General features: G+C 72.7%; 19 protein-coding genes. 15 read left to right on the top strand and 4 right to left on the bottom strand.

Going from position 1 to position 25,078, the window contains the following annotated elements; all coding sequences use genetic code 11:
- Positions 1–6: 6 nt before the first annotated feature.
- From nuoE to ACIQD7_RS19100, 12 genes are all read left to right on the top strand, one after another.
- Positions 7–789 (top strand): NADH-quinone oxidoreductase subunit NuoE, encoded by a 783-nt coding sequence (gene nuoE / locus ACIQD7_RS19155; RefSeq protein ID WP_402443290.1) that lies wholly within the window; start codon positions 7–9, stop codon positions 787–789.
- Entirely contained in the window at positions 786–2,138 is a 1,353-nt protein-coding gene (nuoF, locus tag ACIQD7_RS19150) for an NADH-quinone oxidoreductase subunit NuoF (protein WP_205613948.1), read from the top strand. Before nuoE ends, nuoF begins: the two co-directional genes overlap by 4 nt.
- Entirely contained in the window at positions 2,135–4,633 is a 2,499-nt protein-coding gene (locus tag ACIQD7_RS19145; RefSeq protein WP_402442872.1) for an NADH-quinone oxidoreductase subunit G, read from the top strand. The genes nuoF and ACIQD7_RS19145 overlap by 4 nt, the downstream gene beginning before the upstream one ends.
- The gene (nuoH, locus tag ACIQD7_RS19140; protein ID WP_402442870.1) at positions 4,630–5,991 is read left to right on the top strand and encodes an NADH-quinone oxidoreductase subunit NuoH; all 1,362 of its coding nucleotides are present in this window, start codon (positions 4,630–4,632) and stop codon (positions 5,989–5,991) included. The genes ACIQD7_RS19145 and nuoH overlap by 4 nt, the downstream gene beginning before the upstream one ends.
- Entirely contained in the window at positions 5,966–6,577 is a 612-nt protein-coding gene (gene nuoI, locus ACIQD7_RS19135; RefSeq protein ID WP_402442868.1) for an NADH-quinone oxidoreductase subunit NuoI, read from the top strand. The genes nuoH and nuoI overlap by 26 nt, the downstream gene beginning before the upstream one ends.
- A complete protein-coding gene (locus ACIQD7_RS19130; RefSeq protein ID WP_402442866.1) occupies positions 6,574–7,437 on the top strand; it encodes an NADH-quinone oxidoreductase subunit J in 864 nt (287 codons plus the stop codon). The genes nuoI and ACIQD7_RS19130 overlap by 4 nt, the downstream gene beginning before the upstream one ends.
- Positions 7,434–7,733 carry an NADH-quinone oxidoreductase subunit NuoK gene (nuoK, locus tag ACIQD7_RS19125; protein WP_030208826.1) on the top strand — a complete coding sequence of 100 codons (300 nt, stop codon included), beginning with the start codon at positions 7,434–7,436 and terminating at the stop codon, positions 7,731–7,733. The genes ACIQD7_RS19130 and nuoK overlap by 4 nt, the downstream gene beginning before the upstream one ends.
- 10 nt (positions 7,734–7,743) lie before the next feature.
- Positions 7,744–9,636 (top strand): NADH-quinone oxidoreductase subunit L, encoded by a 1,893-nt coding sequence (gene nuoL, locus ACIQD7_RS19120; protein ID WP_402442864.1) that lies wholly within the window; start codon positions 7,744–7,746, stop codon positions 9,634–9,636.
- 5 nt (positions 9,637–9,641) lie between these two features.
- A complete protein-coding gene (locus ACIQD7_RS19115) occupies positions 9,642–11,213 on the top strand; it encodes an NADH-quinone oxidoreductase subunit M (protein ID WP_402442862.1) in 1,572 nt (523 codons plus the stop codon).
- Positions 11,210–12,874: an NADH-quinone oxidoreductase subunit NuoN gene (gene nuoN / locus ACIQD7_RS19110; protein WP_402442861.1), complete on the top strand. Its 1,665-nt coding sequence runs from the start codon at positions 11,210–11,212 to the stop codon at positions 12,872–12,874. Before ACIQD7_RS19115 ends, nuoN begins: the two co-directional genes overlap by 4 nt.
- A gap of 133 nt (positions 12,875–13,007) precedes the next feature.
- Positions 13,008–13,928 carry a helix-turn-helix domain-containing protein gene (locus ACIQD7_RS19105; protein ID WP_402442859.1) on the top strand — a complete coding sequence of 307 codons (921 nt, stop codon included), beginning with the start codon at positions 13,008–13,010 and terminating at the stop codon, positions 13,926–13,928.
- 41 nt (positions 13,929–13,969) lie between these two features.
- A complete protein-coding gene (locus tag ACIQD7_RS19100) occupies positions 13,970–14,794 on the top strand; it encodes a carbohydrate-binding protein (protein ID WP_402442857.1) in 825 nt (274 codons plus the stop codon).
- A gap of 27 nt (positions 14,795–14,821) precedes the next feature.
- Here ACIQD7_RS19100 and fahA read toward each other — a convergent pair whose 3' ends face one another.
- Positions 14,822–16,048 carry a fumarylacetoacetase gene (fahA, locus tag ACIQD7_RS19095; protein WP_402442855.1) on the bottom strand — a complete coding sequence of 409 codons (1,227 nt, stop codon included), beginning with the start codon at positions 16,046–16,048 and terminating at the stop codon, positions 14,822–14,824.
- Positions 16,049–16,338: 290 nt separating this feature from the next.
- Here fahA and ACIQD7_RS19090 point away from each other — a divergent pair, with 290 nt between their 5' ends.
- Positions 16,339–17,664 carry a peptidase gene (locus tag ACIQD7_RS19090; protein ID WP_402442854.1) on the top strand — a complete coding sequence of 442 codons (1,326 nt, stop codon included), beginning with the start codon at positions 16,339–16,341 and terminating at the stop codon, positions 17,662–17,664.
- Between the two features lie 31 nt (positions 17,665–17,695).
- Here the strand turns inward: ACIQD7_RS19090 and ACIQD7_RS19085 are convergent, their stop codons facing one another.
- Together ACIQD7_RS19085 and ACIQD7_RS19080 are read right to left on the bottom strand one after the other, a co-directional pair.
- Positions 17,696–19,696, bottom strand: a complete 2,001-nt coding sequence (locus tag ACIQD7_RS19085) for a CocE/NonD family hydrolase (RefSeq protein WP_402442852.1) — start codon at positions 19,694–19,696, stop codon at positions 17,696–17,698.
- 9 nt (positions 19,697–19,705) lie between these two features.
- On the bottom strand, positions 19,706–21,211 hold the full coding sequence (locus ACIQD7_RS19080) for a peptide MFS transporter (protein WP_402442850.1): 1,506 nt from the start codon (positions 21,209–21,211) through the stop codon (positions 19,706–19,708).
- Between the two features lie 196 nt (positions 21,212–21,407).
- On the opposite strand from ACIQD7_RS19080, the gene ACIQD7_RS19075 reads away from it, so the two are divergent.
- Both ACIQD7_RS19075 and ACIQD7_RS19070 read left to right on the top strand, forming a co-directional pair.
- On the top strand, positions 21,408–22,418 hold the full coding sequence (locus ACIQD7_RS19075; RefSeq protein WP_121832287.1) for a polyprenyl synthetase family protein: 1,011 nt from the start codon (positions 21,408–21,410) through the stop codon (positions 22,416–22,418).
- Positions 22,419–22,496: 78 nt separating this feature from the next.
- A complete protein-coding gene (locus ACIQD7_RS19070) occupies positions 22,497–22,697 on the top strand; it encodes a hypothetical protein (RefSeq protein WP_402442848.1) in 201 nt (66 codons plus the stop codon).
- A 42-nt stretch (positions 22,698–22,739) separates the two neighbouring features.
- On the opposite strand, the gene ACIQD7_RS19065 is transcribed toward ACIQD7_RS19070, so the two are convergent.
- Entirely contained in the window at positions 22,740–24,866 is a 2,127-nt protein-coding gene (locus tag ACIQD7_RS19065; protein WP_402442846.1) for an FUSC family protein, read from the bottom strand.
- Between the last annotated feature and the right edge of the window lie 212 nt (positions 24,867–25,078).

Genomic DNA, 25,078 nt, shown 5'->3' with positions numbered 1-25,078 from the left:
CTGGGTATGCCCCAGCTCCCCGCCCCCGGCTACCCGGCGGACGTCCGCGCCCGCCTGGAGGAGGACGCGCGGGCCATCGTCGCCCGCTACCCGGACTCCCGCTCCGCGCTCCTGCCGATGCTGCACCTCGTGCAGTCGGAGGAGGGCCACGTCACCCGCACCGGCATGGCGTTCTGCGCCGACGTCCTCGGGCTCACCACCGCCGAGGTCACCGCCGTCGCCACCTTCTACACCATGTACCGGCGCAAGCCCTCCGGCGACTACCAGGTCGGCGTCTGCACCAACACCCTCTGCGCGGTCATGGGCGGCGACGCCATCTTCGACGAGCTCAAGGAACACCTCGGCGTCGGGAACAACGAGACCACCGAGGACGGCAAGGTCACCCTCGAACACATCGAGTGCAACGCGGCCTGCGACTTCGCCCCCGTCGTGATGGTCAACTGGGAGTTCTTCGACAACCAGACCCCCGAGTCCGCCAAGAAGATGGTGGACGACCTGCGGGCCGGCCGGACCGTCGAACCCACCCGCGGCGCCCCGCTCTGCACCTTCAAGGAGACCGCCCGCATCCTCGCCGGCTTCCCCGACGAGCGCCCCGGCGCCGTCGAGGCCACCGGCGGCGCGGGCCCCGCCTCCCTCGTCGGCCTGCGCCTGGCCAAGGGCGAGCAGCCGCACCACCGCATCGTCCACCCGCGCGGCGAGTCCCCCGGCCAGAACCCCCCGGGCCGGAGCTCCTCCGGGCAGGTCGAGGACGCCGGACGGGACGAGACCTCCGGACAGGAGGGGAAGTGATGACCTTGGCAGCCGAGATCAACAACAGCAGCCCCGAGAAGCTCCTCGCCCCCGTCCTCTCGGCCTTCTGGGACCAGCCCGACTCCTGGACCCTGGAGACCTACGAGCGCCACGAGGGCTACCGGGGCCTCCGCAAGGCCCTCGCGATGAGCCCCGACGACCTCATCGCGTACGTCAAGGAGTCCGGCCTCCGCGGCCGCGGCGGCGCCGGCTTCCCCACCGGCATGAAGTGGCAGTTCATCCCGCAGGGCGACGGCAAGCCGCACTACCTCGTCGTCAACGCCGACGAGTCCGAGCCCGGCACCTGCAAGGACATCCCGCTCCTCTTCGCCAACCCGCACTCGCTCATCGAGGGCATCGTGATCGCCTGTTACGCGATCCGCTCCAGCCACGCCTTCATCTACCTGCGCGGCGAGGTCGTCCCCGTCCTGCGCCGCCTCCACGAGGCCGTCCGCGAGGCCTACGCCGCCGGCTACCTCGGCCGGAACGTCCTCGGCAGCGGACTGGACCTCGAACTCACCGTGCACGCCGGTGCCGGCGCGTACATCTGCGGCGAGGAGACCGCGCTCCTCGACTCGCTCGAAGGCCGCCGCGGCCAGCCCCGGCTGCGGCCCCCCTTCCCCGCCGTCGCCGGTCTGTACGCCTGCCCCACCGTGGTGAACAACGTCGAGTCCATCGCGTCCGTTCCCGCGATCCTCAACAAGGGCAAGGACTGGTTCACCTCCATGGGCAGCGAGAAGTCCCCGGGCTTCACGCTGTACTCGCTCTCCGGGCACGTCGCCACGCCCGGCCAGTACGAGGCCCCGCTCGGCATCACCCTGCGCCAGCTCCTCGACATGAGCGGCGGGATGCGCCCCGGCCACCGCCTCAAGTTCTGGACCCCCGGCGGCTCCTCCACCCCGATGTTCACCGACGAGCACCTCGACGTGCCCCTCGACTACGAGGGCGTCGGCGCCGCCGGCTCCATGCTCGGCACCAAGGCGCTCCAGTGCTTCGACGAGACCACCTGCGTGGTCCGGGCCGTCACCCGCTGGACCGAGTTCTACGCCCACGAGTCCTGCGGCAAGTGCACCCCCTGCCGCGAGGGCACGTACTGGCTCGTCCAGCTCCTGCGCGACATCGAGGCCGGCAAGGGGCAGCCGTCCGACCTCGACAAGCTCAACGACATCGCCGACAACATCAACGGCAAGTCGTTCTGCGCCCTCGGCGACGGCGCCGCCTCGCCGATCTTCTCCTCCCTGAAGTACTTCCGCGAGGAGTACGAGCAGCACATCACGGGCAAGGGCTGCCCCTTCGACCCGGCCAAGTCGACCGCCTGGGCGGACAACCACAAGGAGGTGACCGCATGACCGTCACCGAGTCGGGTCCGGCGGGCGGCGGCGGCCCGGCCGTGCCGCCGGAGGACCTCGTCACGCTGACCATCGACGGCATCGAGGTCTCCGTCCCCAAGGGGACCCTGGTCATCCGCGCCGCCGAACAGCTCGGCATCGAGATCCCGCGCTTCTGCGACCACCCGCTCCTCGACCCCGCCGGCGCCTGCCGCCAGTGCATCGTCGAGGTCGAGGGCCAGCGCAAGCCCATGGCCTCCTGCACCATCACGTGCACCGACGGCATGGTGGTGAAGTCGCAGCTCACCAGCCCCGTCGCCGAGAAGGCCCAGCACGGCGTGATGGAGCTGCTGCTCGTCAACCACCCGCTGGACTGCCCCGTCTGCGACAAGGGCGGCGAGTGCCCCCTGCAGAACCAGGCCATGTCCCACGGACAGGCCGAGTCCCGCTTCGAAGGCGTCAAGCGCACCTACGAGAAGCCGATCCCGATCTCCACGCAGGTCCTCCTCGACCGCGAGCGCTGCGTGCTCTGCGCCCGCTGCACCCGCTTCTCCAACCAGGTCGCGGGCGACCCGATGATCGAGCTGATCGAGCGCGGCGCGCTCCAGCAGGTCGGCACCGGCGAGGGCGACCCCTTCGAGTCGTACTTCTCCGGCAACACCATCCAGATCTGCCCGGTCGGCGCCCTCACCTCCGCCGCCTACCGCTTCCGCTCCCGCCCCTTCGACCTGGTCTCCTCGCCGTCGGTGTGCGAGCAGTGCTCCGGCGGCTGCGCCACCCGCACCGACCACCGGCGCGGCAAGGTCATGCGGCGGCTCGCCGCCGAGGACCCGGAGGTCAACGAGGAGTGGATCTGCGACAAGGGCCGCTTCGGCTTCCGGTACGCGCAAGCGCGCGACCGGCTCACCACCCCGCTGGTGCGGAACGCCGCGACCGGTGAGCTGGAGCCCGCCTCCTGGCCCGAGGCCCTGGAGGCCGCCGCCCGCGGCCTCGTCCGCGGCCGCACCGGCGTCCTGGCCGGAGGCAGGCTGACCGTCGAGGACTCCTACGCGTACGCCAAGTTCGCCCGGGTCGCCCTCGACACCAACGACGTCGACTTCCGGGCCCGGGTCCACTCCGGCGAGGAGGCCGACTTCCTGGCCTCCGCCGTCGCCGGACGCGGCCGCGACCTGGACGGGTCGGGCGTCACGTACACCTCGCTCGAAGCCGCCCCGGCCGTGCTCCTCGTCGGCCTGGAGTCCGAGGAGGAGGCCCCCGGCGTCTTCCTGCGGCTGCGCAAGGCCTGGCGCAAGCACGGCCAGCGGACCTACGCCGTCGCCGCGTTCGCCACCCGGGGCCTGGAGAAGGCCGGCGGCACCCTGCTGCCCGCCGCCCCCGGCACCGAGACCGAGTGGCTCGACGCCCTCACCTCCCGGGTCGGCCTCACCGGCGACGGGCTCGCCGCCGCCGAGGCCCTCCGCCAGGAGGGCGCCGTCCTCGCCGTCGGCGAGCGCCTCGCGGGCGTGCCCGGCGCGCTCACCGCCGCCCTGCGCGCCGCCACCGCCACCGGCGCCCGGCTCGTCTGGATCCCGCGCCGCTCCGGCGAACGCGGCGCCGTCGAGGCGGGCGCCCTCCCGGGGCTCCTGCCCGGCGGCCGGCCCGCGACCCACCCCCGCGCGCGTGAGGAGGTCGCCGCCGCCTGGGGCGTCCGCGAACTCCCCGCCCGCTACGGCCGCGACACCGGCCAGATCGTCGAGGCCGCCGCCACCGGCGAACTCGCCGCCCTGCTCGTCGGCGGCGTCGAGGTCGCCGACCTGCCGGACCCGGCACGCGCGCGCGAGGCGCTCGACGCGGCCTTCGTGGTCTCCCTGGAGCTGCGGCCCGGCGAGGTCACCGACCGCGCCGACGTCGTCCTGCCGGTCGCGGCCGTCGCCGAGAAGTCCGGCACCTTCCTCAACTGGGAGGGCAGGGCCCGGATGTTCGAGGCCGCGCTCAAGCCGGAGCAGATGACCCGGCCGCTCGCCCCGACCGACACCCGCGTCCTGCACATGCTGGCCGACGCCCTCGACGTCCACCTGGCCCTGCCCGACCTCGTGTCCGTACGGCGGGAGCTGGACCGGCTCGGCGGCTGGACCCACGAGCGGGCCACCGAGCCCACCGAGCCCGGCCGGCCCGCCCCCCGCACCGGCGACGGCGAGGCCGTCCTCGCCGGGCACCGGCTGCTGCTCGACCTCGGACGCCTCCAGGAGGGCGACACGGCCCTCGCCGGCACCCGGCACGCGGCCGTCGCCCGGCTCTCCGCCGCCACCGCCGCCGACACCGGCGTCAAGGACGGCGACGTCCTGGAGGTCACCGGGCCGGCCGGCTCTGTCGCCCTCCCGCTCCTGGTCACCGAGATGCCCGACCGCGTCGTCTGGCTCCCGCTGAACTCGACCGGGCGCGGCGTCCTCTCCGACACCGGCGCCCGCCCGGGCGACCTGGTCCGCATCGGCCCGGTGGCCCCGCGCCCCGCCGACGTCACGGAGGTGCAGGCATGAGCGTGCCGCTCGCCGCTGAAGACCTGTCCATGTTCGGCACGGACCCCTGGTGGCTCGTCGCGGTCAAGGCCGTCTTCTGCTTCGCCTTCCTGATGGTGACGGTGCTCTTCTCCATCGTGTGGGAGCGCAAGGTCGTCGCCTGGATGCAGCTGCGCGTCGGCCCCAACCGGCACGGCCCCTGGGGCCTCCTCCAGTCCCTCGCGGACGGCGTCAAGCTGATGCTCAAGGAGGACGTGATCGTCAAGAAGGCCGACAAGGTCGTCTACGTCCTCGCCCCGATCGTCGCCGCGATCCCCGCCTTCATGGCGATCGCCGTGATCCCCTTCGGCCCGGCGGGCAACGAGGTCTCGATCTTCGGCCACCGCACCACGATGCAGCTCACCGACCTGCCGATCGCGATGCTGTACGTCCTCGCGGTCGCCTCCGTCGGCATCTACGGCATCGTCCTCGCCGGCTGGTCCTCCGGCTCCACGTACCCGCTCCTGGGCGGCCTGCGCTCCTGCGCGCAGATGATCTCCTACGAGATCGCCATGGGCGCGGCCTTCGCCTCCGTCTTCCTCTACTCCGGGTCGATGTCGACGTCGGCGATCGTCGAGGCGCAGGCGGACCGCTGGTTCGTGATCCTGCTGCCGGTCTCGTTCATCATCTACGTGATCACGATGGTCGGCGAGACCAACCGGGCCCCCTTCGACATGCCGGAGTCCGAGGGCGACCTCGTCGGCGGCTTCAACACCGAGTACTCGTCCATCAAGTTCGCGCTGTTCATGCTCGCCGAGTACGTGAACATGGTGACGGTCTCGGCCGTGACGGTGACCCTCTTCCTGGGCGGCTGGCGGGCCCCGTACCCGGTCTCCACCTTCTGGGAGGGCGCGAACCACGGCTGGTGGCCGATGCTCTGGTTCGTGATCAAGGTGCAGCTGCTGCTGTTCTTCTTCATCTGGCTGCGCGGCACCCTGCCCCGCGTCCGCTACGACCAGCTGATGAAGCTCGGCTGGAAGGTCCTCATCCCGGTCTCCGTGGTCTGGCTGATGCTGGTCGCCACCGTCCGGGCGCTGCGCAACGAGAACATCGCGTTCACCAACATCGTCCTGTACGTGGCCGGGGCCGTGCTCGCCCTGCTCCTGCTCTCCTTCGTGGTCGACCTCTTCCGCGACCGGAGGGCGAAGGCGGCGGCGCCCGCGCCCGAGGAGGACCGGGACTTCGACCCGATGGCCGGAGGCTTCCCCGTACCGCCCAAGCCCGGACAGTCCCTGCCGCCCGTGCCCCGGCGCAGGTCCCGGCACGACCGGGACCTCGTTGTCAGTGGCGCCCCCGATACTGCTACTGCGAGTGATGGAAAGGAGACGGACGGTGTCTGACTTCCAGAATCCGGTGGCCGGCTTCGGCGTGACCTTCAAGGCCATGTTCAAGAAGCGGCTGACCGAGCAGTACCCGGAGCAGCAGAAGACGACGGCGCCCCGCTTCCACGGCCGGCACCAGCTCAACCGTCACCCCGACGGCCTGGAGAAGTGCGTCGGCTGCGAGCTGTGCGCCTGGGCCTGTCCGGCCGACGCCATCTACGTGGAGGGCGCGGACAACACGGACGAGGAGCGCTACTCGCCCGGCGAGCGCTACGGCCGCGTCTACCAGATCAACTACGCCCGCTGCATCCTGTGCGGGCTGTGCATCGAGGCCTGCCCCACGCGCGCGCTGACGATGACCAACGAGTTCGAGCTGGCCGACTCCTCCCGCGCGAACCTGATCTACACCAAGGAGCAGCTCCTCGCGGGCCTGGAGGAGGAGATGGTCGACACCCCGCACGCGATCTTCCCGGGCATGACCGAGCAGGACTACTACCGGGGCCTCGTCACCGCGGCGGCCCCCGGCACGGTCCGTCAGGCAGCCGTGTCCAAGGGGGAGAAGGACGACGCCGAGGACGGCGCCGACGAGGAGGTGGACGCGTGAGCGCGCACCTCGCGGCGTACGCGACCTCCACCGGCGAGGCCGTCCAGTTCTGGGTGCTCGGCACCGTCGCCGTCGTCGGCGCGCTGTGCACGATCCTGATGCGCAGGGCCGTCCACTCGGCGCTCTGCCTCGCCGGAACCATGATCGTCCTGGCGGTCTTCTACCTGGCCAACGGCGCGTACTTCCTCGGCGTCGTCCAGATCGTCGTCTACACCGGCGCGATCATGATGCTCTTCCTCTTCGTGGTCATGCTGGTCGGCGTCACGGCCGCGGACTCCCTGAAGGAGACCCTCAAGGGCCAGCGCTGGTGGGCCGCCGCCTGCGGCCTCGGCTTCGGCGTCCTGCTCTGCGCCGGCATCGGGAACGCCTCGATCACCGAGTTCGCCGGCCTCGGCGCCGCCAACGCCGCGCGCGGCGGAAACGTCGAGGGCCTCGCCGCCCTCATCTTCACCAAGTACGTCTTCGCCTTCGAGATCACCGGCGCGCTCCTCATCACCGCCTCCGTCGGCGCGATGGTCCTCACCCACCGCGAGCGCACCGAACGCGCCCGCACCCAGCGCGAGCTCGCCGAGCAGCGCGTCCGGGAGGGGAAGCACGTGCCGCCGCTGCCCGCGCCCGGCGTCTACGCCCGGCACAACGCCGTGGACGTCGCGGGCCTGCTGCCCGACGGCACCCCGGCGGAGCTCACCGTCATGGGGACCCTGCGCAAGCGGGGCCAGATCCGGGACGTGTCCACCGAGGCCATGGCCGACCTCAAGGCCCTGGAGCAGCGCTCTGAGGAGAGGCTCGGCCGGGACCGGGACGCGCGCGACCGCGCCGCGTTCGGCCGGGGCCGGGACGAAGAGGAGGCCAACCGGTGAATCCCGTCAACTACCTGTACCTGTCCGCCCTGCTGTTCACCATCGGCGCGGCCGGGGTGCTGATCCGGCGCAACGCGATCGTGGTCTTCATGTGCGTGGAGCTGATGCTCAACGCCTGCAACCTCGCGTTCGTCACCTTCTCCCGGATGCACGGCAACCTCGACGGGCAGATCGTCGCCTTCTTCACGATGGTCGTCGCCGCCGCGGAGGTCGTCGTCGGGCTCGCGATCATCGTGTCCGTCTTCCGTGCCCGCCACTCGGCCTCGGTCGACGACGCAAGCCTGATGAAGCTGTGAGGGGCTGACCGTGGAAAATCTCATCGCTCTGCTCGTCGGGGCGCCCCTGCTCGGCGCGACCGTGCTGCTCTGCGGCGGCCGCCGGCTCGACCGGGTCGGCCACTGGATCGGCACGCTCCTCGCGGCCGTCTCCTTCGCGATCGGCCTGGCGCTCTTCGCCGACATGCTCGGCAAGGGGGCCGAGGAGCGGGCCCTGCACCAGCGGCTCTTCACCTGGATCCCCGTCGAGGGCTTCCAGGCGGACATCGCCTTCCAGCTCGACCAGCTCTCCATGACGTTCGTCCTGCTGATCAGCGGGGTCGGCACCCTCATCCACGTGTACTCCATCGGATACATGGAGCACGACGAGCGGCGCCGCCGGTTCTTCGGCTATCTGAACCTGTTCGTCGCGGCGATGCTGCTGCTGGTCCTCGCCGACAACTACCTGCTCCTGTACTTCGGCTGGGAGGGCGTCGGCCTCGCCTCGTACCTCCTCATCGGGTTCTGGCAGCACAAGCCCAGCGCGGCCACCGCCGCGAAGAAGGCGTTCCTGGTCAACCGGGTCGGTGACATCGGCCTCTCGATCGCCATCATGATCATGTTCACCACCTTCGGGACCTTCGCCTTCGGGCCGGTCCTGGAGGCGACCGGGCAGACCTCGCAGGGGACGCTGACCGCGATCGGCCTGATGCTGCTCCTCGCGGCCTGCGGCAAGTCGGCCCAGGTGCCGCTGCAGTCCTGGCTCGGGGACGCGATGGAGGGCCCGACCCCGGTCTCGGCCCTCATCCACGCGGCCACGATGGTGACCGCCGGTGTCTATCTGATCGTCCGCTCCGCCGACATCTTCAACGCGGCCCCGGACGCGCAGCTCGTCGTCACGATCGTCGGCGCGGTCACGCTCCTCTTCGGTGCGATCGTCGGTTGCGCCAAGGACGACATCAAGAAGGCGCTGGCCGGTTCGACGATGTCGCAGATCGGCTACATGATCCTGGCGGCGGGCCTCGGCCCGATCGGCTACGTCTTCGCGATCATGCACCTGGTGACGCACGGCTTCTTCAAGGCCGGGCTCTTCCTCGGCGCCGGTTCGGTCATGCACGGCATGAACGACGAGGTCGACATGAGGAAGTACGGCGGCCTGCGGAAGTACATGCCGGTCACCTTCGTCACCTTCGGCCTCGGCTACCTGGCGATCATCGGCTTCCCCGGTCTGTCCGGCTTCTTCTCCAAGGACAAGATCATCGAGGCGGCCTTCGCGAAGGGCGGCGCGGAGGGCTGGATCCTCGGCGCGGTCACCCTGCTCGGCGCGGCCATCACCGCGTACTACATGACCCGCGTGATGCTGATGACCTTCTTCGGCGAGAAGCGCTGGCAGCCCGACGAGAACGGCAACCCGCCGCACCCGCACGAGTCGCCGAAGTCCATGGTGATCCCGATGGTGCTGCTGGCCGTCGGATCGGTCGCCGGGGGCGCGGTCTTCGAGTTCGCCGGGTTCGTCGAGTGGCTGGAGCCGGTCACCGGCTACGAGCACGGCCACCCGCCGATCGGCGCCGCGGCCGTCACCGCCTGCACCGTCGCCGTCATGGTGATCGGCGTCGGCCTGGCCTACCTCCAGTACGGGCGCCGGCCCGTCCCGGTGGTCGCCCCGCGCGGCTCGCTGCTCACCCGGGCGGCCCGCCGCGACCTGCTCCAGGACGACTTCAACCACGCCGTCTTCGTCACGGGCGGCACGCACCTCACCCGCTCGCTCGTCTACGTCGACCACTCCCTGGTGGACGGCGTGGTCAACGGCACCGCGGCGAGCGTCGGCGGGCTCTCCGGCCGGCTGCGCAAGCTCCAGAACGGCTACGCCCGCTCGTACGCGGTCTCCATGTTCGGAGGTACGGCGGTGCTGATCGCCGCGACCCTGCTGATGAGGGCGGTGTAACTCCCATGTCTTTCCCGCTCCTTACGGTGACGGCAGCGGTGCCGGCGGTCGGTGCGATCCTGACCGCCGCCGTGCCCGCCGCCCGCCGCACCGCCGCCAAGTGGCTGGCGCTGCTCGTCTCGCTCGCCACGCTCGTCCTCGCCGGGATCGTCTTCGTACGCTTCGAGCCCGGCGGCGAGCGGTACCAGCTAACCGAGTCGTACGCCTGGATCAAGGACTTCGGGGTCCGGTACGAGCTGGGCGTGGACGGCATCGGGGTGGCGCTGATCGCGCTCACCGCGCTGCTGATCCCGTTCGTCATCCTGGCCGGCTGGCACGACGCCGACCCGCTGGAGACCTCGTCGAAGCGGTGGCGGCCGACGCAGGGCTTCTTCGCCCTGATCCTCATGGTCGAGGCGATGGTGATCCTCTCCTTCGAGGCCACCGACGTCTTCCTCTTCTACATCCTCTTCGAAGCCATGCTCATCCCGATGTACTTCCTCATCGGCGGCTTCGGCGACCGGGCCCACGCGGGCTCCGACGAGAACGCGGCGGCCCAGCGCTCCTACGCGGCCGTCAAGTTCCTCCTCTACAACCTGGTCGGCGGCCTCATCATGCTGGCCGCCGTCATCGGCCTGTACGTGGTCGCGGGGAACTTCTCGCTCACCGAGATCGCCGGGGCCCGGGCCAACGGCTCCCTGGAGATCGCGACCAGCACCGAGCGCTGGCTGTTCCTCGGCTTCTTCTTCGCCTTCGCGGTGAAGGCACCGCTGTGGCCGCTGCACACCTGGCTGCCGAACGCGATGGGGGAGGCGACCGCCCCGGTCGCCGTCCTCATCACCGCCGTCGTCGACAAGGTCGGCACCTTCGCGATGCTCCGCTTCTGCCTCGGGCTCTTCCCCGAGGCCTCGAAGTGGGCCACGCCCGCGATCGTCGTCCTCGCCCTGATCAGCATCGTCTACGGGGCGCTCGTCGCCGTCGGCCAGCGGGACATCAAGCGGCTGGTCGCCTACGCGTCCATCTCGCACTTCGGCTTCATCATCCTGGGCATCTTCGCGATGACCAGCCAGGGCCAGTCCGGCGCCACGCTCTACATGGTGAACCACGGCATCTCGACGGCCGCCCTGATGCTGGTCGCCGGGTTCCTGATCTCCCGGCGCGGCTCGCGGCTCATCGCCGACTACGGCGGTGTGCAGAAGGTCGCCCCGGTGCTCGCCGGCACCTTCCTGATCGGCGGCCTCGCGACCCTGTCGCTGCCCGGACTCGCGCCGTTCGTCAGCGAGTTCCTGGTCCTGGTCGGCACCTACGCCCGCTACCCGGTGGCCGGCGTCATCGCCACCACCGGCATCGTCCTCGCCGCGCTCTACACCCTCGTCCTCTACCAGCGGACGATGACCGGGCCGGTGAAGGAGGAGGTCCGGAAGCTGCCGGACCTGCGGCCGCGCGAGCTGGCCGTGGTCGTCCCGCTGATCGCCGTCCTGATCTTCCTCGGGGTCTTCCCGAAGCCGCTGACGGACGTCGTCAACCCGGCGGTGCGGCACACCATGTCCGACGTCCAGCAGAAGGACCCCCAGCCAGAAGTGGAGGCGGCCAAGTGAGTGCTCCCGCTGTCGCATCCTCCGTCCACAGCCTGTGGGCGACCGCCGCCGTCGAGCCGCTGGAGAAGATCCCGGCGCCCCACATCGAGTACACGCAGCTCGCGCCCGTGCTCATCGTGGTCGGCGCCGCCGTCCTCAGCGTCCTCGTCGAGGCCTTCGTGCCCCGCAAGGGCCGCTACACCGCCCAGGTCTTCCTGAGCGTCCTCGCGCTCGCCGCCTCCTTCGCCGCCGTCGTCGGCCTGGCGGCCGGCGGCTACGGCTCCACCAAGGCCCACATCGCGGCCATGGGCGCCATCGCGGTCGACGGACCCGCCCTCTTCCTCCAGGGCACGATCCTGCTCGCCTCGATCGTGGCGGTCTTCACCTTCGCCGAGCGCAGGCTCGACCCGGCCGACCACGGCCACCGGGTCGACTCCTTCGCCGCCGAGGCCGCCGCCGTGCCCGGCAGCGACCACGAGAAGGCGGCGGTCAAGGCCGGGTTCACCACCACCGAGGTGTTCCCCTTCGCCCTCTTCGCCGTCGCGGGCATGTTGGTCTTCCCCGCGGCCAACGACCTCCTGACGCTCTTCATCGCCCTGGAGGTCTTCTCCCTTCCGCTGTACCTGCTGTGCGCCGTCGCCCGCCGCAAGCGGCTGATGTCGCAGGAGGCGGCCGTCAAGTACTTCCTGCTCGGCGCCTTCTCCTCGGCCTTCCTGCTCTTCGGGATCGCCCTGCTCTACGGCTACTCGGGCTCCGTCTCGTACGCCACGATCGCCGACGTCGTCGACGGGACGGTCACCTCGGTGAACCCGGCGCTCGCCGACACCATGGGGAACGACGCGCTGCTCCTCATCGGCTTCGCCATGGTCCTCATGGGGCTCCTCTTCAAGGTCGGCGCCGTGCCGTTCCACATGTGGACCCCGGACGTCTACCAGGGCGCCCCGACCCCGGTCACCGGCTTCATGGCCGCCGCGACCAAGGTCGCCGCCTTCGGCGCGCTGCTCCGCCTGCTCTACGTGGTGCTCCCGGGCCTCACCTGGGACTGGCGGCCGGTCATGTGGGGCGTCGCGATCCTCACCATGCTGGGCGGCGCGATCGTCGCCATCACCCAGACCGACATCAAGCGGCTCCTGGCGTACTCGTCCATCGCGCACGCCGGCTTCCTGCTCGCGGGCGTCATCGCCGCCACCCCCGACGGCATCTCCTCCGTCCTCTTCTACCTGGGCGCCTACTCCTTCGTGACGATCGGCGCCTTCGCCGTCGTCACCCTGGTCCGCGACGCGGGCGGCGAGGCCACCCACCTCTCCAAGTGGGCCGGTCTGGGCCGCCGTTCGCCGCTGGTCGCGGCGGTCTTCGCGGTCTTCCTGCTCGCCTTCGCCGGCATCCCGCTGACCTCCGGCTTCTCCGGGAAGTTCGCGGTCTTCAAGGCGGCGGCCGAGGGCGGCGCGGGCGCCCTGGTGGTGGTCGGCGTGCTCTCCTCGGCGATCGCGGCCTTCTTCTACATCCGGGTCATCGTGCTCATGTTCTTCAGCGAGCCCCGGGCGGACGGCCCCACGGTCGCCGTCCCCTCGGCCTTCACCACGATCGCCATCACGGCGGGCGTGGCGGTCACCCTGGTCCTCGGCCTCGCGCCGCAGTACTTCCTGGACCTGGCGAACCAGGCGAGCGTGTTCGTGCGGTAGCCCCGTACGGACGCGCGCGAAGGGCCCGGCTCCCCAGGAGCCGGGCCCTTCGGCGCACTTCACCCCCGCCGGACGCCGTGTCATCGTGGAAGCCGCACCCAATGGTCTGTACCAGTCCTGGAGGGATGGTCCCATGCGCGGCACCACGGTCTTACCCGGAGCGCCCTGCGCCGCCCCGAGGGACGGCGACCCGCCCGTGCACCGGCTCGAACTGCGCCTGCCCGACCAGGTGCCCTTCGCCGCCGGGGGGTTCGACGCGATGGGGCCGATGTCGCGGGCCGCGTACCCGCACCGGCACACCTTCTACGAGATCGTGCACGTCACGGAGGGCAGCGGCGTCCACGTGCTCGACCTGGAGCGGTACGAGGTGCGGCCGCCGCAGCTCGGGGTGATCCTGCCCGGCCAGGTGCACCACTGGGAGGGCGTGCGCGGGCTCGAGGGGTCGCTCGTCCTCTTCACGCCCGAGTTCCTGGTCGGCGGTCCCGACGACGAGGAGCTGCTGCGGCGGCTCGGGGAGCGGCCCTGGGTCGACCTCGACGCCGCCGCCCACGAGCGCACGAGCCGGCTCCTCGGCGACCTGGCCGAGGAGTACCGGCACGGGGCCGACGGATTCGCCGGGGTGCTGCGGTCCCTGCTGCACGTCCTCCTCGTGCGGGCCGCCCGGCTGCCCGGCGGGGGAGGGGGCGCACCGCCGCCGCCCGGCCTGGCCGACGACTTCCTGCGGCTCGCCCGCACCGCCGGGACCGCCGGGCTCTCCGTGCGGGAGTGCGCCGAGCGGATCGGGGTGACCCCCGGGCACCTCACCGAGGTCGTGCGGGCGGCCACCGGCCGCACCCCCGCCGCGCTGCTCCGCCAGGAGCGGGTGCGGGAGGCGCAGCGGCTGCTCGTCGCCACCGGACTGCCCGTGCGGCAGGTGGCCGCCCGGGTCGGGTTCGAGGACGCCGCCTACTTCTGCCGGTTCTTCCGCAGGGAGGTCGGCCGCAGCCCGGGGCGCTTCCGAAAAGACCACGACCGCCGCGTTCCGTCCATCGAACCCGGTGCCGCCGGCCCCTAGGTTCGTGCCGATCCCAGCCCCCCACCCGAGGAGCCAGGCACATGGACCACGAGACCAGCACCGGGCACGTCAGCCGCAAGACCGTCCTGCGGGCCGCGCTCGCGGCCGGCATGGCGGCGCCCGCCGTGCTCATGGGCGTCCCCGCGCTCGCCCGGACCCTGACGGAGAGCGGGCAGGCACCCGCGCTCACCCCCACGTGCGACGACGGCGACGACCCCACCCCGGCGCAGATGGAGGGGCCGTACTTCAAGCCCAACTCCCCGCTGCGCAGCAGCCTGCTGGAGGGGAACACCCCCGGCGTCCGGCTCACCGTCAGCGGCTACGTCTTCGGGCTCGCCTGCCGGCCGATATCCGGGGTCCTGCTCGACTTCTGGCAGGCCGACACCAACGGCGCCTACGACAACACCGGATTCCGCTTCCGCGGCCACCAGTTCACCGGCGCCGACGGCTCCTTCAAGCTCACCACGATCGTGCCCGGCCTCTACCCGGGCCGCACCCGCCACATCCACGTCAAGGCGCAGGCCCCCGGCCGCCCGGTCCTCACCACGCAGCTGTACTTCCCGAACGAGCCCCGCAACAACACCGACAGCCTCTTCGACCCCCGGCTGCTGATGACCGTGCGGGACGCGGGCGGGGCGCGCGAGGCCGCCTTCGACTTCGTCCTCAACGTGCCCCAGAACCCCGGCCCGACGCCGACGCCCACCCCGACCACCCAGCCGCCGGGGGGCAGCTGGGCGGTCGGCACCGCCTACAAGGCGGGCGACGTCGTCACCTACGGCGGGACGGGGTACGCGTGCCTCCAGGCGCACACCGCCCAGCCGGGCTGGCAGCCGCCGAACGTCCCCGCCCTCTGGCGGGCCGTCTGACGGGCCGTCCGGCGGGCTGTCCGGCGGTCAGGCGGCGGGCACGATCCGGCCCCGGACCTCGCCCAGGCCGACCCGGGTGCCGTCCGGGCCCGGCGCCCACGCGGTGAGGACGACCTCATCGCCGTCCTCCAGGAACGTCCGCTTGCCGCCGGACAGTTCGAGCGCGTCCCGCCCGTTCCAGGTCAGCTCCAGGAGCGAACCGCGCTGGTTCACCTCCGGCCCGGAGACCGTCCCGGAGCCGTACAGGTCGCCCGTGCGCAGGGACGCGCCGTTCACCGTCATGTGGGCGAGCTGCTGGGCCGCCGTCCAGTACATCGAGGAGAACGGCGGCTCGGCCACCACCTCGCCGTTGATCTCGACGGTGATCCGCACGTCGAAGCCGCCCGGCTCCTCCTCGTCCGCGTCGTCCAGGTACGGCAGGAGAGGGAAGTCCCGCGCGGGCGGGGCGGTGCGGGCCGCGTCCAGGGCCTCCAGGGGCGTCACCCACGCCGACACCGACGTCTGGAACGACTTGCCGAGGAACGGGCCGAGCGGCACGTACTCCCAGGCCTGCACGTCCCGCGCCGACCAGTCGTTGAGCAGCGTCAGACCGAAGACGTGCTCGCGGAAGCCGGAGAGCGGGACCGGCCGGCCCAGCTCCGAGGGGGTGCCGACCAGGAAGCCGACCTCCGCCTCGATGTCCAGCTTCACCGACGGCCCGAAGACCGGGGCCGGGTCGGCGGGCGCCTTGCGCTGCCCGGAGGGGCGCACGACGTCGGTGCCGGAGACCACGACCGTGCCCGCGCGCCCGTGGTAACCGATCGGCAGGTGCTTCCAGTTGGGGGTCAGCGCGTCGCCGTCGGGGCGGAAGATCCGGCCCACGTTGGTCGCGTGGTGCTCGCTCGCGTAGAAGTCGACGTAGTCCGCGACCTCGTACGGCAGGTGCAGCGTCACCGCGTCCAGCGGGTGCAGGAGCGGCTCGACGTCCGCCCGGTGCGCCGGGACCGTCACCCAGGCGGTGAGCGCCCGGCGGACGTCGCGCCAGGCGGTCCGCCCGGCCGCGAGCAGCGGGTTCAGGCTCGGCTGCGCGAGGAGCGACGCGTAGGGGGAGCCGAGCGCGTGCGCCGCGGCCCCCGCGTCCAGCACGTACCCGCCGATCCGGACGCCGAGCCGGCGCCGGTCGGGCTCCTCGGCGGTGGAGAAGACGCCGTACGGGAGGTTGTGCGGGCCGAAGGGGTCGCCCTCGGCCAGGTCGAGCGGGCTGTGCTCGGACATCGGTACCTGCCTCGCTTTCCACGGGTGTGGGGGACACGTTACGGGTCGGGCCGCCGGGCGCTGATGACATGGATCACACGGAAAGTGCGGCCTCCGTGGGCAACTGTCCGCGTTCGTTCCCTTTGGGTGCCCGCGGCTCTCCCCCACCGGATCCGAGCTGCGGGAACGGGCCTCCCGCCGGGGCTTTCCCGGCCCTACGATCACGGTGGTATCGCGCCGCGTGAAGCAGCCCGCAGGTGCGCGCCCGCCTTTCCTTCATCTTTCCCTGACCAGGAAAAAGGTCCCGCACTGTGAAGATCCGTCGCATTCTCGCGACCGCCGTGGCCGCCGCCGTGACCACCCCGGTCGTCCTCCTCTCCGCCGCGCCGGCGTTCGCCGACACCAAGCCGTCGCCCTCGGCGACGCAGAAGCCCGCCCAGAACGAGGACGACGAGCCGCCGACGCTCGACGAGCTCAAGGCCGCGGTCGCGCTGGCGCAGAAGGAGTACGACGACGCCGTCGTCGCCCTCGCCGGGGCCAAGGCCGCCGTCGACGCCCTGGAGAAGGCCGACCACCTCCTCAGGGCCGCCGTCACCGCGGCCCAGAAGAAGGCCGAGGAGGCCGCCGCCGCCAAGACCGCCGCCGACACGGCGCTCACCGAGGCGGAGCAGACGCAGAAGGACCTTCCCGTCGACGCCACCCCCGAGCAGAAGCAGGCCGCCGCCGACGCCGTCGAGGCCGCGAAGGGGAAGGCCGAGGAGGCCGCCGCCGCCAAGACCACCGCCGACACGGCGCTGAGCGCGGCCTCGAAGGACCTGGCCGACGCCTCGGTCGCCGCCTCGCAGGCCCTCCACCGCGCCGAGGTGGCGAAGGAGGAGGCCTCCCAGAACCTCGACGACGCCAAGGAGGACCTGGCGTCCTACGAGGACATGGAGGGGGCCTGCGAGTCGGACGACGCCGTACGGATCGACCTGAGCGGCCCGGAGACCATCACCGCCGGCCAGCCCGCCGTCTTCTCGATGCGCGTCACCAACACCTCGGACCGGGCCCTGGACCTCGTCGACGTCTACGCCAACGCCTCGCGGATCATCCTCCCCGGCGAGGACATCGACGAGGACACGGACTTCACGAAGTGGTCCATCCCCGTCGAGTGGTCCTCGGCCGACGTCCTCGAATGGACCCCGGTCTCCGACGAGTTCGAGTCCATCGAGGTCGGCAGGCTCGCCAAGGGCGCCCACTACGACGTGAAGCTGCGCCTCACGGCCGCCGCCGACTCCCCGGCCGGCCGGGGCATGGCCTTCGCCTACGCCGAGTACGAGAACAACGACGGCACCTGCGGCATGGCCCTGGACGGCGCGCACGCCGGCTTCGACATCCTCGCCAAGGGCGACAAGCCGAAGCCGACCCCGACCCCGTCGCCGTCGACCTCGACGCCCGCCCCGGCGCCCTCCACCGGGAACACCAACACCACCCAGCAGGGCGGCTCGTCCTCCACCCCGGTGAACAACGGCACCCTCGCCGCCACCGGCGCCAACGACGTCCTGCCGCAGCTCGGCCTGGCCGCCGCCGGGGCCGTCGCCCTCGGCGCCGGCGCGGTGTTCGTCGCCCGCCGCCGCAAGGCCGGCACGCAGGCGTAACGAAGCCGGACCGGATCCCCCGTACGCGCGCTCAGCCCGCCGTGCGGGGGATCCGCTTCTCCCAGGTGCGCCGGAAGACGACCTCGTCCCCCTCCCTGCACACCACCTCGTTCCAGGTGTGGAAGGCCTCCGCGTCGCAGGTGATCTCCGAGCGGGTGTCCACGCCGACGTCCCAGCCCCGGTCGGGCCGCCGCAGCCGGATCGTCCAGTCCGAGCGGGTGCGGGCGGTCAGCGGGCCGCTCTCCTCGATCGTGTAGGTCTCCAGGGCGTCCTCGGTGAACTCCAGACCGTCCGGGTACACGCGCGTGCCGCCGTACTTCGGATCGACCTCCAGGCGCCACTCGCCCTTGGCCACGTCCCGGACCACCACCCGCTCCGGGCGCCGCTCCTCCTGGGCCTCCGGATAGACCACGCCCAGCGGCTCGGCCTGCTCCGGCTCCCCCCACACGACCGTGTCCTCGGTGCGGCGGCGGACCGGCAGGGTGAGGGAGGAGCCCGCCGGGTCGAGGGTGAAGCCCGCCGCGTCGGGCTGGGGCCAGATCCACGGCCAGTACGTGGAGGAGACCGCGAGCCGCACCCGGTGGCCGGGCGCGAAGGCGTGGCCGATGCCGTTCAGTTCGAAGGTGAAGGCCTCCGTCTCCCCGATCAGGGCCGGTTCGGCCCGGTCGCGGCCGTGGCGGGCGGAGAAGTTCAGGGCGCCCCGGGTGACGAGGGTGGAGGAGCCGTCCGGGGCGATGTCGCAGAGCCGGGCGATCACCTGCCCGGTGGGGGCGGCCGCGCGCAGCGACAGGCTCACGGACGGGCGGCCCAGGATCTCGACGGGGCCGCCGTCCTCGGGCACGGGGAAGTCGAAGCAGGCCGAGTGGGCGTCCTCCTCGCGCTGGTCGGGCGGCAGGTCCGCGTCGTTGCCGAAGGGGAAGAAGCGGCCCGCGTCGATCCCGGTCTGCTGGGGCGAGTCGACGACCACCGGGGAGCCCTGGAAGCCGTACGTGACGGGGGTGACGTTCGGGGACGGCCAGGCGGGTTCGGTGACCCAGCGGCCGGGCAGCTCCTCGTAGACGGTGGCCGGCGGGTGCGAGTCGCTGATCCAGGACCGCAGCAGCGGCTCGTCCATGACGCCGTTCGCGGCCCCCTTGAGGTGGTGGTCCCACCAGCGCAGGGTCTCCTGGAGGAAGCCGATCGCGGGCCCGGGCGGCAGCCCCCGGTCCGGGTACTGGTGCGACCAGGGCCCGACGATCCCGCGCACCCGGTCCGCCGGAAGGTGCCGGACGAGCCGCAGGACGGTGTCGCGGTACGGGTCGTGCCAGCCGCCCACGGCGAGGACGGCGGCCCCGATCGCGCCGTAGTCCTCGCAGACGCTGCCGTGCTTCCAGTACGCGTCCCTCGTCTGGTGGGAGAGCCAGGTGTCGACGAGGGGCTCCACGGCCTCCAGGCGGCGCAGCCACATCGACCGCCACTCCTCGCCCGCGTACTCCGGGTCCGGCGGCCGGGAGGCGAAGGCGAGCATGGTCGCGGCCCAGGCGTGCATGTCGACGCCGAGGACCGAGCCGCCCATGTAGTGCACGTCGTTGTCGTAGCGGTCGTCGGTGGAGCAGACGGTGACGACCGCCTTCAGGGGCTCGGGCGCGAGGGCGGCGATCTGGAGCGAGTTGAAGCCGCCCCAGGAGATCCCGAACATGCCGACCTTGCCGGTGCACCAGGGCTGTTCGGCGAGCCAGTTCACCACGGCCACGCCGTCGGCCAGCTCGGTCGCGTCGTACTCGTCGCCCGGCAGCCCCCCGCTGTTGCCGTGGCCGCGCACGTCCACCCGTACGGAGGCGTAGCCGTGGCCCGCGTACCAGGGGTGGCGCTGGTGGTCGCGGGGCGCGGTCCAGTCGCTCAGGCGGTACGGCAGGTACTCCAGGAGCGCCGGCACGGGCTCCTCGGTGACCGGCCGCCACACGCGCGCGTAGAGCAGGGTGCCGTCCGCCATCGGGACGCGGACGTCCTCGCGGCGGGTCTCGTACGGGAAGTCGGTGCGGATCTTCGGCATCGGGTCACCTCAGTGGACGGGGTGCATGGTGCGGCGCAGCCAGGGCGCCAGGGCGATCACGACGAGGCCGGCGGCGACGGCCACCGCGCCGTTCACGCCGAAGTACACGGGCTTGGAGACGTCGTCGTAGAGCTTCACGGTCTGGGCTTGGATGCCGTTGGCGAGCGCCAGGGAGAGGAACCAGAGCGACATCGTCTGGCTGGAGAAGGCCTTCGGGGCGAGCTTGCTGGTGGCGGACATCCCGGAGGTCTCCAGGAGCACGTCGCCGAGGCCGAGCAGCAGGTACGAGCCGACGATCCACCACGCGGCCATCCGGTAGGAGTCGTCGGCGTGCCCGGAGGTCGGCAGGACCATCAGGAGGAAGGACAGGCCGCCGAGGACCACCCCGAACGCGATCTTGTTGGAGGCGTGCGGCTGGCGGTGGCCCATCCGGGACCAGACGGCGGCGACCACGGGCGCCAGGGCCACCTCGAAGGCGCCGAGGGCGGAGGCGTACCAGCTCGCCGGGAAGTCGAAGCCGAGGATCGTGGTGCGGGCGTTGGTGGAGGCGAGCAGCATCATCGTCGAGTACGCCTGGAAGAGGATGAAGTTGAACACCACCGACGCCAGGAACAGCACGACGTACGGCCTGAGGCGGCCGCGCTCCTCGGGCGTGACCCGGGAGCTGGTGAACATCACCCAGAAGTAGACGACCGGCGCGACCACCGAGACCAGGGTCAGCACGTCCACGAACCGGCCCATGGTCAGCCATCCGGCCAGGGCCAGGACCGTGGCGGCGGCCGCCGTGAGGACCGCGCCCGCGACCATGAGCCGGACCGCCCGGCGCAGGGCGTCCGGGGCGAGCGCGAACTCGGCGGCGTGCTTGCGCCCGGCCAGGTGACGGCGGCCCGCCACGTACTGGACCAGGCCGAAGGTCATGCCGATCGCGGCGGCCGAGAAGCCCCAGTGGTAGCCCTGGTGGTCGGCGAGCCAGCCGGTGATCAGCGGGCCGGCGAAGGCGCCGATGTTGATCGCCATGTAGTAGAGCGCGAAGCCGGCGTCGCGGCGGTCGTCGTCCGTGCGGTAGAGCTTGCCGACCATGGTCGCCACGTTCGGCTTGAGCAGGCCGGTCCCGGCGCTGATCAGGCCGAGCCCCACCCAGGTCATGGCGGCCGTGGGGACCGCCATGGCGTAGTGCCCGCAGGCGATCAGGATCCCGCCCCAGAGGACCGCGCGGTACGAGCCGAGGACGCGGTCCGCGAGCCAGCCGCCGGCCACCGAGACCAGGTAGACCAGGGTGCCGTAGGCGGCGGAGACCGAGGCGGCGGTGCCGGGGGACATGCCGAGTCCGCCGTCGGAGACGGCCGCGGCGAAGTAGAGGACGAGGATCGCCTGCATCCCGAGGAACGAGAACCGCTCCCAGACCTCCAGGCCCGAGAGGGTCAGCAGGCCCTTCGGATGCCCGAGGAAGGCGCGGTCGTCCTCGGGCGGGGGCCGCCCGTCGCCCGGATCGGTGTCGATGTTCGTTCGGGACAAAACGCCTACTCCTGTGGGTATCGGCTGATCCCGAACATACCGGGGGTGACGGGAAGGCGCCCACGGTGATCGAAAGGTGACCGGATACGCTGGCTTGAGTGAATCCAGCGACACATCGACAATCCGTGTGACCGTCCCGTGTGATCGCTGCCGACCGTGTAGCGACAGCAGGCGTCAGCAGACAGGAGACCCCCTCGTGACCGTCGTCGGGCCGTTCGGCCTCAGCGTGCGGGACCAGGCTCTTGAGGCCGATGTCCAGACCGGTCTGGCGGCCGTGGAGGCGGGCCTCCTGGACGCCACCAAGAGCGACGTCCCCTTCATCACGGAGGCCGCGCAGCACCTCGTCCTGGCCGGCGGGAAGCGCTTCCGCCCGCTGCTCGTGATGCTCGCCGCCCGGTTCGGCGACCCCTACGCGCCCGGCATCGTGCCCGCCGCCGTGGTCGTCGAGCTGACCCACCTGGCCACGCTCTACCACGACGACGTCATGGACGAGGCCGACGTCCGGCGCGGCGTCCCCAGCGCCAACACCCGCTGGGGCAACTCGATCGCCGTCCTCACCGGCGACTTCCTCTTCGCCCGCGCCTCCCACACGCTCGCGGACCTCGGCCCGGAGGCCGTCCGCATCCAGTCCGAGGCGTTCGAGCGGCTGGTGACCGGCCAGATCCTGGAGACCGCGGGGCCCACCGACGGCCGCGACCCCGTCGACCACTACCTCGACGTCCTCGGCGGCAAGACCGGCTCCCTCGTCGCCGTCGCCTGCCGCTTCGGCGCGATGATGTCCGGCGCGGACGAGGACGTCGTCGGCACCCTCACCCAGTACGGCGAGCGGCTCGGCGTCGCCTTCCAGCTCGCCGACGACGTCCTCGACATCGCCTCCGACTCCCACGAGTCCGGCAAGACCCCCGGCACCGACCTGCGCGAGGGCATCCCGACCCTGCCCGTCCTGCACCTGCGGGCCGCGGCCGCCGCGCACGGGCGCCCCGAGGACGTCGAGCTCGTCGCCCTCGTCGACGGCGACCTCACCGACGACGCCCGGCACGCCGAGGTCCTGCACCGGCTGCGCGCCCACCCGGCCCTGGAGCAGGCCCGCCGGGACACCGTCCGCTACGCGGAGGAGGCCCGCGCGATGCTGGCCCCGCTCCCCGACGGCTACGCCAAGTCGGCCCTCGCGGAGCTGTGCGACGCGGTGGTGCACCGGGCGGGCTAGGTTCCTCCCGGCGGATCAGGACCTCCGGGGCCCGCGTTATGGTCGTGTCGATCATGTGCATGACCGGGAGGGGAAACGATGAGGGCGAAGTACTGGATCGTCGCGGCGACAGCGGCTCTGGCGGTGGGCGGCGTGGTCTCGACCGGTGACGGCGGCCCGGAGACGGTCGAGGGCACGGGCGCCACGCCCTCCGCGACGGTTTCGGGCGCCCCGTCCGCGCCGCACGCCGAGCCCGCTCCGACCGCCCCCGTCGCCACGCGCAGCCTGCACAGCTCGTAGCCGTGCAGCCGCGTCGCCGGCCCGCCCCCTGGGGCGCCCCTGTCAGGACCCGCCCTCCGGCCGCGCGCCCGAGCCCGCCTCCAGGTCGTGGGCGAGGGCGTGGAGCCAGACCTCCACGTCCGTGAGCGGGGCCAGCAGGGGGACGGGGACCCGGGCCGCCACCTCCGGCGGCAGGGGCGCGGGGCGGGCCCGTACGCCGTCCGGGGGGAACCCCGCCGCCCGTATGGTCGCCGTCGCCACCTCCTCGGCCGCCTCCCGCGCCCAGCGCCGGGCGCCCGGCGGAAGCCCCGGCATCCCGTCCGTACGGGGCAGCCAGTAGGCGCCGACCAGCGTGCGCGACCCGTGGTCGAGCACCGCGAGCCAGTCGTGGGCGGCCCCGGAGGCGTCCGCGGCGGGCTCCGTCCGGTACTGCGCGTAGGCCGCCTCGGCGATCCGGAGCCGGTGCAGGGCGAGCCGTACGCCGAGGGAGGGGCCGTCCGGGGGCGCGCCGCCCCCGTCCGTCACCGCCGCCGACGCGGCCCGCACCAGCGGCGCGGCGGCCCGCAGCAGGCCGGACATGGCGTACCGGATCTCGGCGCGGGCCCCCGCCGGCCAGGCGAGCAGGCCGCACAGCAGACCGATCGCGCTGCCCGTGAGCACGTCGACCAGCCGGGCCTCCGCGAGCCGCCAGGTCACCGGCGCGATCTGGGCGAAGGCCGTGGCCACGACCAGCGTGAAGAGCCCCTGGCCCCGGGCGGGCCCGCCGAGCGGGCCCAGCGTGAAGGCCACCAGCATCATCGGCACGAGCAGCGCCGCGTACACCCCGGACGCGCCCCCGGCCCCCACGATCAGCAGCCCGGCCGCGCACGCCCCCGCCAGCGTCCCGGCGGCCGCCGCCCGCACGGCGGACCAGGTGGCGCCCGCCGTGGTGCGCCCCAGGGTCAGGACGGCGAGCAGCACCCAGAAGCCGTGCGTCAGGTCGAGCGAACCGGCCACCAGCCGGGCGAGCGCCAGACCGAGCGCGGTGCGCAGGGCGTTCTGGAAGACGACGGAACGCCGGGTCAGATTGCCCCGGATCCGGACGGCCACCAGCCGGGCCGTCCCCTCCGCCGCGTACCAGAACTGCTCGCGGGGCAGCCCGTGGAGCCGCTCCCGGCCGCCGAGCGCGAGGGAGGCGGCCGTGCGGACGGTCACCGCCGACACCGCCGCCGTCAGGACCGTCGACCGCCGGACCAGGACGGCGCGCGGGACCGGCTCCCGCCCGTCGGAGGCCCCGCCGCGCGCCTTCAGGAAGTCCGCGACCATCTCTTCGAGGAGCTGCGGCCCGGCGAGGACCCGGCCCCTGCCCCGGCCCCGTTCCCGGCGCCCCCGCCGCAGCGCCGCCGCCGTCTCCGTACAGCTCGCCGCGATCCCCCGCAGCAGATCCGCCGAGACCGTGTCCCCGGGCGCCGGGACGTGCGCGGTCAGCAGGGCCAGCTGGTCGAGGAGGCGGCGGGTCGCGGCCCCCGCCTGGGCCAGGGCCCGGTCGGTCCGGCCCGCGCCCGTCGGCCGGGCCCCGGCGGGCAGCCGCGACAGGCGCAGCTCCCGCCCGGCCGCCCCGAGCCGCCCCGCCTCCTCCGGGTCCGGCCCCTCCCCGCGTACGACCCCGGAGGCGGCCCGGGCCGCCGCGTCCAGTGCGTCCGCGATCCGCTCGCGGTACGAGGGCTCCGGCGCGTCCGGGAAGAGGAACGCCTCGGCCAGGGCGAGGAGCGCCCCGCCGACGGCGAGCCCGGCCAACCGCTGCGGCAGCGTCCCCGGTTCGTACGGCGGGAAGCAGGCCAGGATGTAGAAGAGCTGGAGCCCGGGGGCGGCGCCCGCGATCCGGGGCCCGCAGACCGCCCCGAAGGCGAGGGCGAACCCGACCGTCAGCATCCCCGCGACGGCCGGCCAGGTCCCCACCGCGAGGACGGTCCCGAGGACGACGAGCACGGCAGCGGCCGGCACCGCCCGCAGCACGGTCGCGGCGCGCTCCCGGCCCGCTCCGGGCAGGGGGGAGAGGATGCCGAACGCGATGGGGGTGAACAGGGCGTAGACCCCGGCCACCGGCCGGTCCAGGAGGTACAGCGCCGGATAGAACCCGGCGGCCGTCGCGGCCGTGACGTGCGCGGCGTGGCGCCCGGTGCGCGCCACCGCGGAGAGCCCCTCGGCCATGACGGCTCCTCTCGACCCGCCTCCCTCCAGTCTCGCCCGGGACCGCGCGTCCCGCCTTCGCGGAACCGGGCGTTCCCCCCGTACGGATCCGGGCGTTCCCGTCCTGCGGATCCGGGCGCTTCCCCCGTACGGATCCGTACGGGTCTCGGGGTCGGGTCATCCCGGAGGGGTACGCGAGGTTGATCCCGGGGGCTGACGCATCTCGCCCCGGG

Source organism: Streptomyces sp. NPDC093071 (genome assembly GCF_044754545.1).
Classification (GTDB): Bacteria; Actinomycetota; Actinomycetes; order Streptomycetales; family Streptomycetaceae; genus Streptomyces.
Note: the sequence above shows the minus strand (reverse complement) of the source record. Positions and strands in the feature narration are given on the sequence as shown.